At 67.4% G+C, this 15595-nt stretch carries 14 protein-coding genes and 2 pseudogenes; 8 read left to right on the plus strand and 8 right to left on the minus strand.

Annotation, left to right across the window (positions count from 1 at the left end):
- Positions 1–23: 23 nt before the first annotated feature.
- The gene (locus BDD16_RS21445; protein WP_179635808.1) at positions 24–896 is read right to left on the minus strand and encodes an alpha/beta hydrolase; all 873 of its coding nucleotides are present in this window, start codon (positions 894–896) and stop codon (positions 24–26) included.
- A gap of 177 nt (positions 897–1073) precedes the next feature.
- On the opposite strand from BDD16_RS21445, the gene BDD16_RS21450 reads away from it, so the two are divergent.
- A complete protein-coding gene (locus BDD16_RS21450) occupies positions 1074–1625 on the plus strand; it encodes a MarR family winged helix-turn-helix transcriptional regulator (RefSeq protein ID WP_179635809.1) in 552 nt (183 codons plus the stop codon).
- Positions 1626–1890: 265 nt separating this feature from the next.
- Here BDD16_RS21450 and BDD16_RS23435 read toward each other — a convergent pair.
- Positions 1891–2101 (minus strand): annotated as a pseudogene (locus BDD16_RS23435) (GMP synthase (glutamine-hydrolyzing)); the annotation flags it as partial.
- Between the two features lie 13 nt (positions 2102–2114).
- A pseudogene (locus BDD16_RS21460) lies at positions 2115–2348 on the minus strand (glutamine amidotransferase-related protein); the annotation flags it as partial.
- 236 nt (positions 2349–2584) lie between these two features.
- On the opposite strand from BDD16_RS21460, the gene xylF reads away from it, so the two are divergent.
- The 6 genes from xylF (at position 2585) to xylA (ending at position 9642) form a co-directional block, all read left to right on the plus strand.
- Complete coding sequence (gene xylF / locus BDD16_RS21465; protein ID WP_179635810.1) at positions 2585–3604, plus strand: D-xylose ABC transporter substrate-binding protein; 1020 nt, start codon at positions 2585–2587, stop codon at positions 3602–3604.
- 137 nt (positions 3605–3741) lie between these two features.
- Positions 3742–4875, plus strand: a complete 1134-nt coding sequence (locus tag BDD16_RS21470) for a sugar ABC transporter permease (protein WP_179636297.1) — start codon at positions 3742–3744, stop codon at positions 4873–4875.
- Positions 4872–5636, plus strand: coding sequence for an ATP-binding cassette domain-containing protein (locus BDD16_RS21475; RefSeq protein ID WP_179635811.1), 765 nt, complete (start codon positions 4872–4874; stop codon positions 5634–5636). The genes BDD16_RS21470 and BDD16_RS21475 overlap by 4 nt, the downstream gene beginning before the upstream one ends.
- 26 nt (positions 5637–5662) lie before the next feature.
- A complete protein-coding gene (locus BDD16_RS21480; RefSeq protein ID WP_179635812.1) occupies positions 5663–6838 on the plus strand; it encodes an ROK family transcriptional regulator in 1176 nt (391 codons plus the stop codon).
- 12 nt (positions 6839–6850) lie between these two features.
- Positions 6851–8329: a xylulokinase gene (xylB, locus tag BDD16_RS21485; protein ID WP_179635813.1), complete on the plus strand. Its 1479-nt coding sequence runs from the start codon at positions 6851–6853 to the stop codon at positions 8327–8329.
- Positions 8326–9642 (plus strand): xylose isomerase, encoded by a 1317-nt coding sequence (xylA, locus tag BDD16_RS21490; RefSeq protein WP_179635814.1) that lies wholly within the window; start codon positions 8326–8328, stop codon positions 9640–9642. Before xylB ends, xylA begins: the two co-directional genes overlap by 4 nt.
- Before the next feature lie 176 nt (positions 9643–9818).
- On the opposite strand, the gene guaA is transcribed toward xylA, so the two are convergent.
- Genes guaA through guaB form a run of 3 tightly spaced genes read right to left on the minus strand, consistent with a single transcriptional unit; the run spans position 9819 to position 14198 of the window.
- Positions 9819–11423 carry a glutamine-hydrolyzing GMP synthase gene (guaA, locus tag BDD16_RS21495; protein WP_179635815.1) on the minus strand — a complete coding sequence of 535 codons (1605 nt, stop codon included), beginning with the start codon at positions 11421–11423 and terminating at the stop codon, positions 9819–9821.
- A gap of 16 nt (positions 11424–11439) precedes the next feature.
- Positions 11440–12720, minus strand: coding sequence for a TCR/Tet family MFS transporter (locus tag BDD16_RS21500; protein ID WP_179635816.1), 1281 nt, complete (start codon positions 12718–12720; stop codon positions 11440–11442).
- A 5-nt stretch (positions 12721–12725) separates the two neighbouring features.
- On the minus strand, positions 12726–14198 hold the full coding sequence (guaB, locus tag BDD16_RS21505; RefSeq protein WP_179635817.1) for an IMP dehydrogenase: 1473 nt from the start codon (positions 14196–14198) through the stop codon (positions 12726–12728).
- Positions 14199–14308: 110 nt separating this feature from the next.
- On the opposite strand from guaB, the gene BDD16_RS21510 reads away from it, so the two are divergent.
- On the plus strand, positions 14309–14824 hold the full coding sequence (locus tag BDD16_RS21510) for a DUF4124 domain-containing protein (protein WP_179635818.1): 516 nt from the start codon (positions 14309–14311) through the stop codon (positions 14822–14824).
- Here BDD16_RS21510 and BDD16_RS21515 read toward each other — a convergent pair.
- Together BDD16_RS21515 and BDD16_RS21520 are read right to left on the minus strand one after the other, a co-directional pair.
- Entirely contained in the window at positions 14802–15155 is a 354-nt protein-coding gene (locus BDD16_RS21515) for an RnfH family protein (protein ID WP_179635819.1), read from the minus strand. The genes BDD16_RS21510 and BDD16_RS21515 overlap by 23 nt on opposite strands.
- The gene (locus BDD16_RS21520; protein ID WP_179635820.1) at positions 15142–15585 is read right to left on the minus strand and encodes a type II toxin-antitoxin system RatA family toxin; all 444 of its coding nucleotides are present in this window, start codon (positions 15583–15585) and stop codon (positions 15142–15144) included. The genes BDD16_RS21515 and BDD16_RS21520 overlap by 14 nt, the downstream gene beginning before the upstream one ends.
- Between the last annotated feature and the right edge of the window lie 10 nt (positions 15586–15595).

The raw sequence follows: 15595 nt of genomic DNA on the forward strand, positions 1-15595 counted from the left end.
TGGTGGCCTGCGGGCGGGGGAATTCAGGTGCAGCCGTGCAGCCGGCGAACGACACGCTGCGTCCAGGCGGACTCGGCGTCTTCCACTGCGAGCGCGGCACTGAAGTGGTCGCCTTCGAGTACGAGTGTCTCGGTCGGCACGCGCAGTCGTTGCAGTTCTGCGGCCATGGCGCCTGCACCGTTGACGATGCGGGGAAGATCGTCGCGGGCGTAGGCCAGCAGCATGAAGGGCGCGTCAGCGGAGACCTGACACACCGGGCTGGCGGCAGTGGCCTCGCTTGCGTCGTCGAGGAGCATCTGGTGCGTACGCTCCTCGCCGGTGCCCGATTCCCGCTGCGGATAGCGGATGTCCAGCGGCGCGCACAGCGGCAGACAAGCGAACAGCGCGGAACGCGGAACGCCGCGCGCCTGCAATCCTTCGGCGTCGAGCGCCGCCAATGCCATCAGGTGCCCGCCGGCCGAGTGACCGCCCACCGCGATGCGACCCGGGGTGCCGCCATGCACCGCGATGTGTCGATGCACCCAGGCGATGGCGTCGAGGCAGTCGTCGCGCATTGCTCGCCACTTGTGCTGAGGCGCCAGTCGGTACGAGATCGACACGAAGGTGATGCCGGCCGCCGTCAGCGCCGGTGCCATCAACCCCATCCATTCTTTATAGCCGTTGGTCCAGGCGCCGCCATGGGCGAACACGAGAACCGGCGAAGGCGATGAGGAAGACGGGGGGCGGGCCAGGTAGACGTCCAACGCTTGTGCCTCGTCGGCACCGAAGCGCTGGTTCGCCACCACCTGGCACACCTGGCTGGCAGTTTTCGACCGCTGCAGAGCCGCCTGCGCATAGGCCAGGGCGACCTCAGGGTAAAGCGGGGGTTGCGGTGAGAGGTGATCGAAGTCCAACATGCACTACTCCGGCACAGAACATTTGTACGTATACGTCTTATGTGTCGCAGTCTAGAAGCGACGCGGCCGCAAGTCAACAGGAACTCCACGGGGCCCCGATCCCCACCGGCATCCCGTGCCGACGCGCACCAGCGAGGCGCACAATCGGGGCATCGCGCGATCTCCCGCCTGCCCGTCATGCCTACACCCACACGCAACACGAAATCGTCCGCCCCCACGTCGCCCAAGCGCAGCGGAACCACCCCATCCGGCGAGGATCCGAGAGCCCTGATCACACCCGAAGTGCGGGAGATCCTCGACCACTTTCGACTCGGTGACGTACTGAGCCACCTGCTGCGGCGAGCGCACTTTCTCGCTGAAGAAGTCTTCGCCGGCGAGTTCGCGACCGAGTCGATCACGCCCAGGCAGAAGGCCACGCTCGTGATCCTCTACCAGTCTCCCGGGCTGAGCCAGAACGCGCTGGCCGATCAGCTCTTCATGGACCGCAACACGGTGGCCGAGATGGTGCGCCGGCTCGTGTCGACGGGCCTCGTCCGCCGCGCACCAGCGAAGGACGATCAGCGGGCGTACGCGCTGTTCCTGGCCGATGCCGGCGCCAAGCTGCTGAACGCGGTGATACCTCGTGACGTCGATGTCGAACGCCGGCTTGCGGAGCGCCTTCCGCCGGAGTATCGACCGTTGTTCGTGAAGTGCCTTCGGCTCTTGATCGAACCAGCCGCGGCGAAGTAGCAGGCTTCGGCTGGTGGAACAGGCTGTTCCGCCATGTGTTGTGACCGGCCAAAACCAGTACGTACACGCGCTTCATCGGACTTCTTCGCATGTTTCGGACGGTCAGCAAAATGAGAGTCGGGGCTTCGCTCGCACCAGCGCCAAAGCAGGGATCTGTGGCAGTCGAGTGACCCCTTGGAGGCGCGTGGTAGTGCGACTGCTCTTGGCCGGGAGAGCGCGCCAGACAGTTAGTTCGCTTCAAAACCGCCGTAGCAACGAGTGGCGGGCTATAGGGCAGCTCCGCCAAGTCCGCCGTCATGAAGCCGCTGGTCTGGACCGCGTGCAGCGCCATGACGCAGTCGCAGGTGCGGCCGTTGCCCATCACCGTTGCCCATCACGCCGGCGCTCTTCACCGGCAGGAACACCGTGAACGCCTGGCTGGCCAGGTCGTACCAGCTCTTGCCGGTGGTGGGGTCGATCGTGGCGCACAGCTCTTCCTGCAGCGTGTGCGTGGCCTCGGGCGTGGTGACACGCCTGGATGTCCTGCAGCAGCTTCGTGTGACCGTGGGCGCGGACTTCGGCGTAACCGAACTCGCGGTGGTCGCTCCAGCTCACCTCGCCGCCGAACTGCACGGCCATGGTCTGCATGCCGTAGCAGATGCCCAGCACCGGCACGCCCGCATCCCACACGGCCTGCGGCGCGCGCAGCTGGTGGTCTTCGTAGGTGCTGGCATGGCGGGGACTGGTGGAACGGATGCGCTGGATGCCTTCGGGGCGGGATGACACCGGGACCTCCCGATTAAGTTCATGCAACGAACTATGTCGGGTTTGCCCCGATTGGTGGATCCGAAGCACTGCACGAATAATTAGTTCGTCGCTCGCACTAAATGACCATGAGCAGGGTCCAGCGGCGCGATATGTCCAGCAAATCCATTCAACAACACCAGGCCTGATCTGCAGGCCGTTCACCGGAGACAAGGATGAAACTGACAAGAACCGTGATGGCCCTCTCGCTGGGGCTGGCCAGTGCCGGCGCGTTCGCCCAGGTCGTGGGTGTGAGTTGGTCCAACTTCCAGGAAGAGCGCTGGAAGACCGACGAAAAAGCCATCAAGGACCAGTTGACCAAGCTGGGCGCCAGCTACATCAGCGCCGATGCCGGTGGCTCACCCGAGAAGCAGCTGTCGGACGTCGACTCGCTGATCGCCAAGGGTGCCAAGGTGCTGATCGTGCTGGCGATGGACAAGGACGCCATCCTGCCGGCCGTGAACAAGGCCGCGCAGCAGAAGATTCCGGTGGTCGCCTACGACCGCCTGATCGAAGCGCCTGGCGTGTTCTACATCACCTTCGACAACGTCGAGGTCGGCCGCATGCAGGCGCGCGCCGTGCTCGAAGCCCGGCCCAAGGGCAACTACGTGATGATCAAGGGATCACCCACCGACCCGAACGCCAACTTCCTGCGCGACGGGCAGCAGGAGGTGCTGGACGCGGCAATCAAGAAGGGTGACATCAAGATCGTCGGCGAGGAATACACCGACGGCTGGAAGCCCGAAGTGGCCCAGAAGAACATGGAGCAGATCATCACCAAGACCGGCGGCAAGATCGACGCCGTGGTGGCCTCCAACGACGGCACGGCCGGCGGTGTGGTCGCGGCATTGACGGCCAAGGGCATCAAGGGCATTCCGGTCTCGGGCCAGGACGGTGACCACGCCGCCCTCAACCGTGTCGCCTCGGGCTCGCAGGCGGTGTCGGTCTGGAAGGACGCACGCGATCTCGGCCGTGACGCCGCGTCTGCCGCGGTCACCCTGGCCAAGGGCCAGAAGGTCAGCGGCGCCTCGACCTGGGCCGGTGGCGAGAAGAAGGTGTCGCTGCAAGCTCAGTTCCTGAAGCCTGTGCCCATCACGGCCAAGAACCTCGATCTGGTGGTCAAGGCAGGCTGGATCAAGAAAGAAGACCTGTGCAAAGGCGTGGACGGGGCCAAGGGGCCGGCCGCTTGCAAGTGAACGGTTCTCTCTCCTGATGGATGGAAGCCCTCGGACCGCGGGCTGGGTTCAGCCCGCGGTTTTTTTTGCGGAGTATCGCTGTGAGTCCTGTTCCCACTGTGTTGCGACAACTGGCTGTCGACTGGCGGCTGGTGCTGATGGGTTCCGTTCTGGTCGGGACGGCCATCGTGTTCAACATCCTCTCGGGCGGCCTGTTCCTGTCGCCCGAGAACCTCTACAACATCGCACAGCAGACGGCGGTGGTCGGCATCGTGGCCACGGTGGTGGTGCTGGTGATCGTGGCGCGCCACATCGACCTGTCGGTTGGCTCGGTGATGGGCTTTGTCGGCGTGCTCATCGCCACACTGATGTACACCGCCGGCTGGCACTGGGTTGAGGCCTCGCTGGCGAGTCTGGCGGTGGCGATCGCTGCCTCTGTCTACCAGGGCGCGCTGACGGCGATGCTGGGTGTGCCGTCCTTCGTCGTCACACTGGGTGGACTGATGTCGTTCCGGGGCGCGGCCTTCCTGGTGGCCGACGGCAAGACGCAGCCGGTCTCCGACGCCTTCTTTCAGCGCCTGGGTGGCGGCTTCGACGGTGCCATCGGCGTGCAGGCCAGCTGGGCGCTGGCAGCAGTGCTCGTCGCGGCGCTGGTGTTGCAGACCTGGCTGCGTCGCCGAGCCAAAGCGGCCTACGAAGTCCCCAGCCCTCCCCTGTGGCTGGACGCTCTGGTTGCAGCCGTGCCAGCCCTGATCGTGGTGGCTTTCGTGGCCACCATGAACGCCTACCAGATCCCGAGCAAGGACGCACCGCAAGGCGTGCCGATTCCGGTGCTGATCTGGGGCACCGTGGCGCTGGTGCTGTCCTTCATCGTGCACCGCACGCGTTTCGGCCGCTATGTGTTTGCCATGGGGGGCAACCCCGAAGCCGCAGCCCTGGTCGGCATCCCGGTGCGCCGGGTCACGCTGATGCTGTTTGCCTTGATGGGCGTGCTGATCACCATCGCGGCCATGGTCTCCATTGCGCGGCTCAACGCCGGCACCAACTCGCTGGGCACCGGCATGGAGCTGTATGTGATCGCCGCGGCCGTCATCGGCGGCACAGCGCTCGCCGGTGGCAGCGGCTCGATCCTGGGCTCGGTGCTGGGCGCGCTGATCATGCAGAGCATCGACAGCGGTCTGCTGCTGCTGGACATCTCGATCGGCCTGCGCTACGTGATCATCGGCCAGGTGCTGATCGCCGCCGTGGTGTTTGACGTGGTGTACCGCCGCGTGACGGGAGATGTGGCATGAGCGCTCCATTGGTCGAGATGCGCCACATCGGCAAGTCGTTTGGTGGCGTGCGCGCGGTCGACGATGTGTCGATCAATCTGTATCCCGGTGAGGTGGTAGCCCTGCTGGGTCACAACGGCGCAGGCAAATCGACGTTGATGAAGATGCTTGCGGGCGCCTACCCGATCGACAGCGGCGAAGTGCTGATCAACGGCGACAAGGCCCAGATCCGGACCCCGGTCGACGCGCAGCGCTGCGGCATCGAATCGATCTACCAGACGCTGGCACTGGCCGACAACCTGGATGCCGTGGCCAACCTGTTCCTGGGCCGCGAGCTGCTCACGCGCTGGAAGACGCTGGACGACCACCGCATGGACGCCGAAGCCCGCAAGGTGTTCCACCGTCTGAACAAGAACTTCCGCAACGTGCGCACACCGGTGCGCCGCCTCTCGGGCGGTCAGCGCCAGGTGGTGGCGATCTCGCGGGCGATCTACTTCAACGCACGCATCCTGATCATGGACGAGCCAACCGCTGCGCTCGGGCCGGAAGAAACGGCGATGGTGGGCAACCTGGTGCGCCAGCTCAAGGCCGAGGGCGTGGGCATCTTCCTGATCACCCACGACATGCCGGATGTGTTCGGTCTGAGCGACCGGCTGGCGGTCATGAAGAACGGGCGCATGGTGGGCACCTACCAGACGTCCGATGTCACCGAGGACGAGGTTCTTGGCATGATCATCGCTGGCAAACAACCAGAGGGAAAGGCGCAGACCCACAGCCTCTGAGGCCTGGCGCGTCCCGCAAGCACCGCATGAAAACGACCGGCGACCAGCAACTTGTCAAACGCATCAACCGCAGCGTGCTGCTGCGGTTGATGCGGCGGCGCAGCGGGCTCTCGCGCGCGCAGCTCGCGCAGGAGAGTGGCCTCACCAAATCAACCGTCAGCCTGCTGGTGCGGGAGCTGATCGACGAAGGCTGGGTCACCGAGACCGGCATTGCCACCGCGCAAGGTCTGGGCAGGCCCTCAATACCGCTGCGCATCGATGGCAGTCGCCGCGCCATGGTCGGCGTGGAGATCGCCGTGGAATCGTTGCGGGTGGTGGCGGTATCGCTCACCGGCGAGGTGATCTGGTCGATCGAGGAGCCCTTGTCGGAGCGCGAGCCCGGACTGGTGTGCCGCCAGGTCGCGCAACTGGTGGTGCGCGCCCACCAGGTGCTCGCCGAGCAGACCCTGCTGGTGTCTGGCATCGGCATCGGCCTGCCCGGGGCGTTCGACGAAGCAACCGGCACCGTCCGGTTTGCCCCCAACCTGGGCTGGCGCAACGTGGTGTTCCTGCCGCTGATCACGCAGGCGCTGTCCGAGGCCGGCGCTCCACCGGTCGCGGTCCATGTCCAGAACGAGGCCGACACCGCCGCCCTGAGCGAATACGAGTTCAGCGAGGGCGAGGTCATGGACTCGCTGATCTTCGTGACCTGTGGCACCGGCGTGGGTGCCGGCATCGTGCTCAACGATCGCCTGTTCATCGGGCTCCAGGGCATGGCCGGTGAAATCGGCCACAGCATCCTGCAGGTCGACGGCCTGCCGTGTTCCTGCGGACGCCGGGGCTGCGCCGAAACCTTCTTCGGCGCCCGCGCGCTCGACCGCCTGCCGAACCCGGCACAGGGCGGCGTGTATCTGGGTGTCGTGTTGCAGAACCTGTGGACCACCTTCGACCCAGGTGCGCTGGTGGTCGGGGGGCCGTCCTGCGATCGGTACCCGGGCATTCTGACCACCGCGCGCGACACGCTGGCGGGCTATGCCACCCGTGCGGGCGTGGTGGAACCCGCGGTGCGGCCGGCGCGCTACGGCCTGCTGGCCTCGGCCGTCGGCGCGGCAGCCCTGGTGCTGTACCACGAGCTGCGCCCGATGCACGCACCGGCGACGGTGTCTCCGACCGACGAAGCCCAGGACCATCCCGACGACCTGCCGCAAGACGACCTCCACTGACCTTTCACGACCATGACCACGACCATCGGCATCGACATCGGCACCTCGGAGGTGAAGGCCCTGCTGCTTGGGGCCGACCAGCGAGTCATCGGCTCGGCGGGCTCGGCGCTCACCGTATCTCGGCCTCACCCCGGCCACAGCGAGCAGGCGCCGGCCGACTGGTGGACTGCCGCCCAGGCCGCACTGGCTGCGCTGCGCGCCGCGCACCCGACCGAATACGCCGCAACCGAGGCCATCGGCCTGTCCGGCCAGATGCACGGCGCGGTGCTGCTGGATGCACAGGACCGGGTGCTGCGCCCGGCCATCCTCTGGAACGACACCCGCAGTGCGGCCGAGTGCACCGAGATGATGGCCGAGCTGTCCACACTCAGCGACCTCGCCGGCAGCCTGGCCATGCCCGGCTTCACCGCACCCAAGCTGCGCTGGGTCGCGCGCCACGAACCGGAGGTGTTTCGGCAGGTGGCCAAGGTGCTGCTGCCCAAGGACCATGTGCGCCTGATGCTGACCGGCGAACACGTGAGCGACCTGTCGGACGCCAGCGGCACGCTCTGGCTCGACGTGCGGCAGCGCGACTGGTCTGACGAACTGCTGGCCCTGACCGGCCTGACGCGCGCGCACATGCCGCGGCTGGTCGAGGGCAGCGAGGCCGGCGGGCGGCTGAAGGCCGACGTGGCGCAAGCGCTGGGGCTGAGACCGGGCACGGTGGTGGCCGGCGGCGCGGGCGACAACGCGTCCAGCGCCATCGGCATGGGGGTGGTCGATGCCGGCCAAGGCTTTCTCTCTCTGGGCACCAGCGGCGTGCTGTTCGTGGTGACACGAGACTACCAGCCGAATGCCGCCAGTGCCACGCACGCGTTCTGCCACGCCGTGCCGGGCCGCTGGCACCAGATGAGCGTGATGCTCTCGGCCGCCAGCGCACTGCAGTGGGTGTCGGCGCTGCTGGGCGCGGCGAACGCAGGCGATGTCGCTGCGCAGGCTGCGGCCCTGCGCGCGCATGACCGCGCCGCGTCTCCACTGTTCCTGCCTTACCTCAGCGGCGAGCGCACACCGCACAACGACGCCCGTGTGCGCGGCAGTTTCCACGGCCTGGACTTCGACACCGATGCGGCACGGCTGGGCTACGCGGTGATGGAGGGCGTGAGTTTCGGCCTGTGCGATGGCCTGGCCGCGCTCAACGCCGCTGGCAGCACCGTCTCGCGCCTGTCGCTGGTGGGCGGCGGCGCCCGCAGCGGCTTCTGGGCGCAGATGCTGGCCAGCGCGCTCGACGTCGAGATCGTCACCCACGGTGACTCAGCCGTCGGTGGCGCGCTGGGGGCGGCCCGCCTGGGCGCGCTCAGCGTTGGTGCACCGATGAACTCGGTCTGCCTGCCACCGCCCATCGACACCGTCTACCGGCCTGACCCGGCCGAGCGTGCGCTGCTCGCGTCGCGCCGCCACCTGTTCCACAGCCTGTACCGCACGCCCCGACCACCTCAACCGAGAAACCCATGAGTACCTATTTTTCCGACGTTCCCGCCATCGCCTACGAAGGCCCGCAATCGAGCAACCCTCTGGCCTTCAAGTGGTACGACAAGGACCGCCTGGTGCTGGGCAAGCGCATGGAGGACCACCTGCGCTTTGCCGCCTGCTACTGGCACAGCTTCTGCTGGAACGGCTCCGACCCCTTCGGCCACGACGGCACCTTCGAACGCCCGTGGCAACGCGTGGCCGACCCGATGGCCGCGGCCCGCATGAAGGCCGATGCCGCGTTCGACTTCTTCTCGCGCCTGGGCGCCCCCTACTACTGCTTCCACGACCGCGACGTGGCGCCCGAGGGCAGTACGCCGCGCGCGAGCGTGAACCACCTGCACGAGATGGTCGATGTGCTGCAGGCCAAACAAGCCGCCACGGGCATGAAACTGCTGTGGGGCACGGCCAACCTGTTCAGCCACCGCCGCTTCATGTCGGGCGCATCGACCAACCCAGACCCCGAGGTCTTCGCACTGGCCGCGCTGCAGGTGAAGGAGGCGATGGACGCCACGCTCAAGCTCGGCGGCGAAAACTACGTGCTCTGGGGCGGACGCGAAGGGTATGAGACCCTGCTCAATACCCGCATGGGCCAGGAGCTGGACCAGATGGGCCGATTCCTGAACATGGTGGTGGACTACAAGCACAAGATCGGCTTCAAGGGCGCCATCCTGATCGAGCCCAAGCCGCGCGAACCGTCCAAGCACCAGTACGACTTCGACACCGCCACGGTCTTCGGTTTCCTGCAGCGCCACGGTCTGGACAAGGAGATCAAGGTCAACATCGAAGGCAACCACGCCACGCTGTCGGGCCACAGTTTTGAACACGAGGTGGCCACCGCGCTGGACCTGGGCATCTTTGGTTCCATTGACATGAACCGCGGCGACATGCAGTGCGGCTGGGACACCGACCAGTTCCCCAACAACATCCCCGAAACCGCGCTGGTGATGTACCTGATCCTGCAGGGCGGCGGCTTCACCACCGGCGGCTTGAACTTCGACTCCAAGGTGCGGCGCCAGTCGATCGATGCCGAGGACATGTTCCACGGCCACATTGGCGGCATGGACGTGTCGGCGCGCGCGCTGCTGATCGCCGAGCAGATGGTCATCGACGGCCAGCTGGCGCGCCACGTCGAGGCCCGCTACGCTGGATGGAACACCCCGTTTGGCCACGACCTGATGGCCGGCCGCCTGGGCCTGGACCAGGTGGCTACCCGTGCGCTGGACCGCAACCAGGACACGCGGCCGGTTTCCGGGCGGCAGGAGCTGCTGGAGAACCTGCTCAACCGCTACCTCTGATGCACCATTGGCGATCGCCTCGCGCAGTCTGACCAGCGCATGCCGTTCCAGCGGGTGCAGGTGGTCGGCACCCGTGGGTGCATCGGTCTCAGTGGACCGATGTCCCGGTACATCGCCAGTTCGCCGTCAGCATCATCGATCCTGGATGCCCCGGAACACCCAGGGCAGATAGTGGCTCACTCCCACTCGATCGTCGCGGGCGGCTTGCTCGACACGTCGTAGGTCACGCGGTTGATGCCGCGCACCTCGTTGATGATGCGGCTCGACACCTTCTTGAGCAGGCTGTAGGGCAGCTCGGCCCAGTCCGCCGTCATGAAGTCGCTGGTCTGCACCGCGCGCAGCGCCACGACGTAGTCGTAGGTGCGGCCGTCGCCCATCACGCCGACGCTCTTCACCGGCAGGAACACCGTGAACGCCTGGCTGGTGAGGTCGTACCAGCTCTTGCCGGTGGCGGGGTCGATGGTGGCGCGCAGTTCCTCGATGAAGATGTGGTCGGCGCGCTGCAGCAGGCTGGCGAAATCCGCCCGCACCTCGCCCAGGATCCGCACACCCAGGCCCGGACCCGGGAACGGATGCCGGTACACCATCTCGTGCGGCAGGCCGAGCGCCACGCCCAGCTCGCGCACCTCGTCCTTGAACAGCTCGCGCAGCGGCTCCAGCAGCTTCAGGCCGAGCTTTTCCGGCAGGCCACCGACGTTGTGGTGGCTCTTGATCGTGGCCTTCTTGCTGGCCGTGCCACCGCTTTCCACCACGTCCGGGTAGATCGTTCCCTGGGCCAGGAAGGTCGCGCCCTTGTGGCCCTGGCCCGACGCCTTCAGCTTGGCGGCCTCGGCCTTGAACACTTCGACGAACTCCCGGCCGATGATCTTGCGCTTCTGCTCGGGGTCGGTGACGCCCTTGAGGTGGCCCAGGAACTGTTCGGCGGCTTGCACATGCACGACCTTGGCGTGCAGGCGGCCGGCGAACATCTCCATGACCATCGCGCCTTCGTTCAGGCGCAGCAGGCCGTGGTCGACGAACACGCAGGTGAGCTGGTCGCCGATGGCGCGGTGGATCAGCGCGGCGGCCACCGACGAATCGACGCCGCCGGACAGGCCGAGGATCACCTCTTCGTCGCCGACCTGTTCGCGGATCTTCGCGACGGCTTCCTGGATGTAGTCGCCCATGATCCAGTCGCCCTTGCAGCCGGCGATGTCGCGCACGAAGCGGGTCAGCAGCGCCGCGCCCTGCAGCGTGTGCGTCACTTCGGGGTGGAACTGGACGGCGTAGTAGCCCTTGTCCTCGTTGGCCATGCCGGCGATCGGGCAGCTCGGGGTGGAGGCCATCAGCTTGAAGCCGGGCGGCAGTGCGGTGACCTTGTCGCCGTGGCTCATCCAGACCTTGAGCATGCCGTGGCCTTCGGGGGTGCCGAAGTCCTGGATGTCCTGCAGCAGCTTCGTGTGACCGTGGGCGCGGACTTCGGCGTAACCGAACTCGCGGTGGTCGCTCCAGCTCACCTCGCCGCCGAGCTGCACGGCCATGGTCTGCATGCCGTAGCAGATGCCCAGCACCGGCACGCCCGCATCCCACACGGCCTGCGGCGCGCGCAGCTGGTGGTCTTCGTAGGTGCTGGCGTGGCTGCCGCTGAGGATGATGCCCTTCGGTGCGAACGACTTGATGAACTCGTCGGACACGTCGTTGGGGTGGATCTCGCAGTAGACATGGGCCTCGCGCACGCGGCGGCCGATGAGCTGGGTGACTTGGGAGCCGAAGTCGAGGATGAGGATCTTGTCGTGTTGCATGTCGAACTCAGCGAACTCAGGCGACCACGTGCGCCGGGTGCGGCGGCGTGGCGGGATGGCGGCGGAAGTGGCGCAGGGCGAGCACGGTGGCCGTGATCTGCAGCGCCGAACAGAGGAAGAACGGCGCGCCGATGCGCCAGTCGCCCTGGGGCAGGTGCGACACGAAGCCGAGCAGCGCCGAGCCGATGACCGGCGCGAACACGGCGGTCAGGCTGTTGAGCGAGCCGAGCGCGCCCATGGTGCGGCCCTGCGACTCGTCGTCGGCGGCGTTGGAGACCAGCGTCTGCATGGCGGCCTGCACCATGAAGCCGAACACGTTCAGGCCGATGATGGCGTACATCATCCAGCCCTCGGTGGCTGCGCCCCACAGGGCGTAGGTGATGGCCGAGGAGATCAGACCGATGACGGCGATGCGCTGCGGCGTGGTGCGCTTCAGGGCCACGCGGATCAGCCCGCCCTGCACCAGCACCGACATGACGCCCACGGCAAACAGCGACCAGCCGTTTTCCTTGGGGCCCCAGCCGAACTTGAACATCGTGTACAGCACCCAGGTGGTGTGCAGGATGAACTGCGCCAGGCTGGACAGGCCCATCACGAACACCAGCGGGCCGACGCCGCGCAGCTCGGTCAGGCGGCGCAGCGAGGCCACCGGGTTGACCTTGGTCCAGTCGATCGCCGGGCTGCGGCGCTCCGGCGGCAGCGACTCGGGCAGCACGAAGGCGCCGTAAATGGCGTTCAGCACCGCCAGCCCGCCGGCCACGAAGAACGGCAGGTGCAGGTCGATGGCCCCCAGCAGCCCGCCCATGACGGGACCGAGGATGAAGCCCATGCCGAACATCGCGCCCAGCATCCCGAAGCGCTTGCCGCGCTGCTCGGGGCTGCTGATGTCGGCGACGTAGGCCTGCGCGATGGAGGCGTTGGCCTGCAGCGCACCGCTGACCAGCCGCACCGCCACCAGCATCCACAGCGCCGTCGCCAACCCCGTGACGAAGAAGCTCAGCGCCAGCCCGGTGAAGCCGATGAGCAGCACCGGCCGGCGGCCATGGCGGTCCGACAGCGCCCCCAGCACCGGCGAGCCGATGAAGTTGGCGACGCCGAAGGCGAAGGTCACCACGCCGTACCAGAAGGCCTGGTCGGCCTGCGAGCCGGTGAACTTGCCCACCAGCGGCGCCAGCACCGGGATGATCAGGCCGATGGCGACCATGTCGATCAGCACGGTGATCATGATGAAGGGCATCGCAGCGGTGCGGCCCTTCGGCCCCGGCGTGGACGCGGGGCGCTGCTCGTCGTCGCTCAAGCGCGTCACTCCATGCGGTAGTTGGGCGCTTCCTTCGTGATCTGCACGTCGTGGACGTGGCTCTCACGGATGCCGGCGGACGTGATCTCGACGAACTCGGCGCGGTCCTGCATGTCGGTGATCGATGCGCAACCGCAGTAGCCCATCGAGGCACGGATGCCACCGGCCATCTGGAACACGATCGACAGCATCGAGCCCTTGTACGGGACACGGCCTTCGATGCCTTCGGGCACCAGCTTGTCGGCGTTCGGGTTGCTGGTCTCGTCGTTTTCCTGGAAGTAGCGGTCGGCAGAACCCGCCTTCATCGCACCGATCGAGCCCATGCCGCGGTAGCTCTTGTAGCTGCGGCCCTGGTACAGCACGATCTCGCCCGGCGCCTCTTCGGTGCCGGCGAACATGCCGCCCATCATCACGGTCGACGCGCCGGCCGCGATGGCCTTGGCGATGTCGCCCGAGTAGCGGATGCCGCCGTCGGCGATCAGCGGCACGCCCGTGCCACGCAGCGCGGTGGCCACGTTGTCGATCGCGGTGATCTGCGGCACGCCGACACCGGCGACGATGCGGGTGGTGCAGATCGAACCGGGGCCGATGCCGACCTTGACGCCATCCGCTCCGGCTTCGACCAGCGCCAGCGCGGCAGCGCCCGTGGCGATGTTGCCGCCGATGACGTCGACGTGCGGGAAGTTCTGCTTGACCCAGCGCACGCGCTCGATCACGCCGTGGCTGTGGCCGTGGGCGGTGTCGACGACGAGGGCATCGACACCGGCCTTCACCAGCAGTTCGATGCGCTCTTCCGTGCCATCACCGACACCGACCGCCGCGCCGACGCGCAGCTTGCCGTGGGCATCGCGGGCGGCGTTGGGGAAGCTGGTCTGCTTGGTGATGTCCTTGACGGTGAACAGGCCGCGCAGTTCGGACGCGTCGTTCAGCACCAGCACGCGCTCCAGCTTGTGCTGGTGCATCAGCGCCTTGGCCTGTGCCAGCGAAGCACCTTCCTGGACGGTGACCAGGCGCTCGCGCGGGGTCATGATCTCGCGCACCGGGGCGTCGAGACGGGTCTCGAAGCGCAGGTCGCGGCCGGTGATGATGCCGACCACGCGGCCGTTCTCGACCACCGGGAAACCGGAGATGCCGTGGGCACGCGACAGCTCGATCACCTCGCGGACCCGCACGTCCGGCGACACGGTGATCGGGTCCTTCAGCAGGCCCGATTCGTAGCGCTTGACGCGGGCCACTTCGGCGGCCTGCTGTTTCGGGCTGAGGTTCTTGTGGACGATGCCGATGCCGCCCTCCTGGGCGATCGCGATCGCGAGGCGGGCCTCGGTGACCGTGTCCATCGCGGCGGACACCAGCGGCAGGTTCAGGGTGATGTTGCGCGACAGTTTCGTCGCCAGCGAGGTGTCGCGGGGCAACACCTGGGAGTACGCGGGGACCAGCAACACGTCGTCGAAGGTCAGTGCTTTGCCAAGCAGGCGCATGAGTCGGGCTCCAGACGCAAAAGGAGATTATACGGACCCGTTACACACCCGGCCCCGCCGGACTGTTGCAGACACACTGCGGGCGCGGGGCCGCCGCTACACTGCGCCCCATGTTTTCGACCTCCAAGCCCCGACAACTGTGCGGTGCCCTGCTGGCACTGGCTGCCACCGCGCTGGCCCTGCCCTGCGCCGCACAATGGAAGTGGCGCGACGCCCAGGGCCACATCCAGTACAGCGACCGCCCGCCACCGAACGAGGTCCGCGACCGCGACATCCTGACCCGCCCGGCGGCAGCGCCCGCGGCGCAACGCCCCGCCCCGGGTGCCTCTGCGGCGGCCGGCGCACCGTCCGGCGTGGCATCAGCGCCCACGAGCGACCCGGCCATCGAAGCCCGCAAGCGCCAGATCCAGGCCGCACAGGACCAGGGCAAGCGCGACGAGGACGCGCGTGTCGCGCGTCAGAAGGTCGAGAACTGCGCCCGGGCCAAGGAATACGCCCGCACGGTGGAGAGCGGCCAGCGCATCACGCGCACCAACGAGAAGGGCGAGCGCGAGTTCCTCGATGACGCCCAGCGCGCCCGCGAAGCGGCCCGCGCCCGCGAGATCATCGCGAGCGACTGCCGCTGATCCGCTGGCGGCCCCGCTCGCCCTGCGCCCGGTAGCGCACCCGGCGGGCCTCCTTGGGATCGACGATCAGCGGCCGGCACAGCGCCAGCTGGTCGCCGTCGTGCAGCACGGTCGACGGCGTCACCGCGCGGCCCCACACCGCCACGGTCACCGTCCCCAGATCAAAGCCGGGATGCCGTTCCGGCAGACCCGCAGCCAGCACGGCCTGTCCGGCGGTCGTCCCGGCCGGCAGCTCGAACACCTGCAGATCGACCTGCCTCGGCGCCGGGCTGTAGGCCACCTCGACCCGGATCGTCCGCGCGCCCCGCTCCACCGGCTCAGCGCTTGCCATGGACCTGCTCGGCGCGGGCCACGAACGCATCGACGAAGGTGTTGGCGATGCGGTCGAACACGGGGCTGACCACCAGCTCCAGCGGCCGGCTGGCGAAGGCATACGACAGCTCGAACTCGACCTTGCACGCCTTGCCGTCCGGCCCGATCGGCAGGAAGCGCCAGACCCCTTCCAGGTGCGAGAACGGCCCGTCCACCAGACTCATGCCGACGGACTGGCCTGCGACCTGCGTGTTGCGGGTCGTGAAGGCATGGCGCACGCCGGCATACGCGAGGTGCAGCCGGGCTGTCACCACCCCTGGCTCCTGCGACAGCACTTCGGCCCGCTGGCACCACGGCAGAAACTGCGGATAGGCGGGTACATCGACCACGAGATCGAACATCTCGCGGGGCGAGTACCAGAGGAGGACGGATTTTTTGACGTGCTTCACAATGCAGGGA

The organism is Sphaerotilus montanus (assembly GCF_013410775.1).
In the GTDB taxonomy this organism is placed as follows: Bacteria; Pseudomonadota; Gammaproteobacteria; order Burkholderiales; family Burkholderiaceae_C; genus Sphaerotilus; species Sphaerotilus montanus.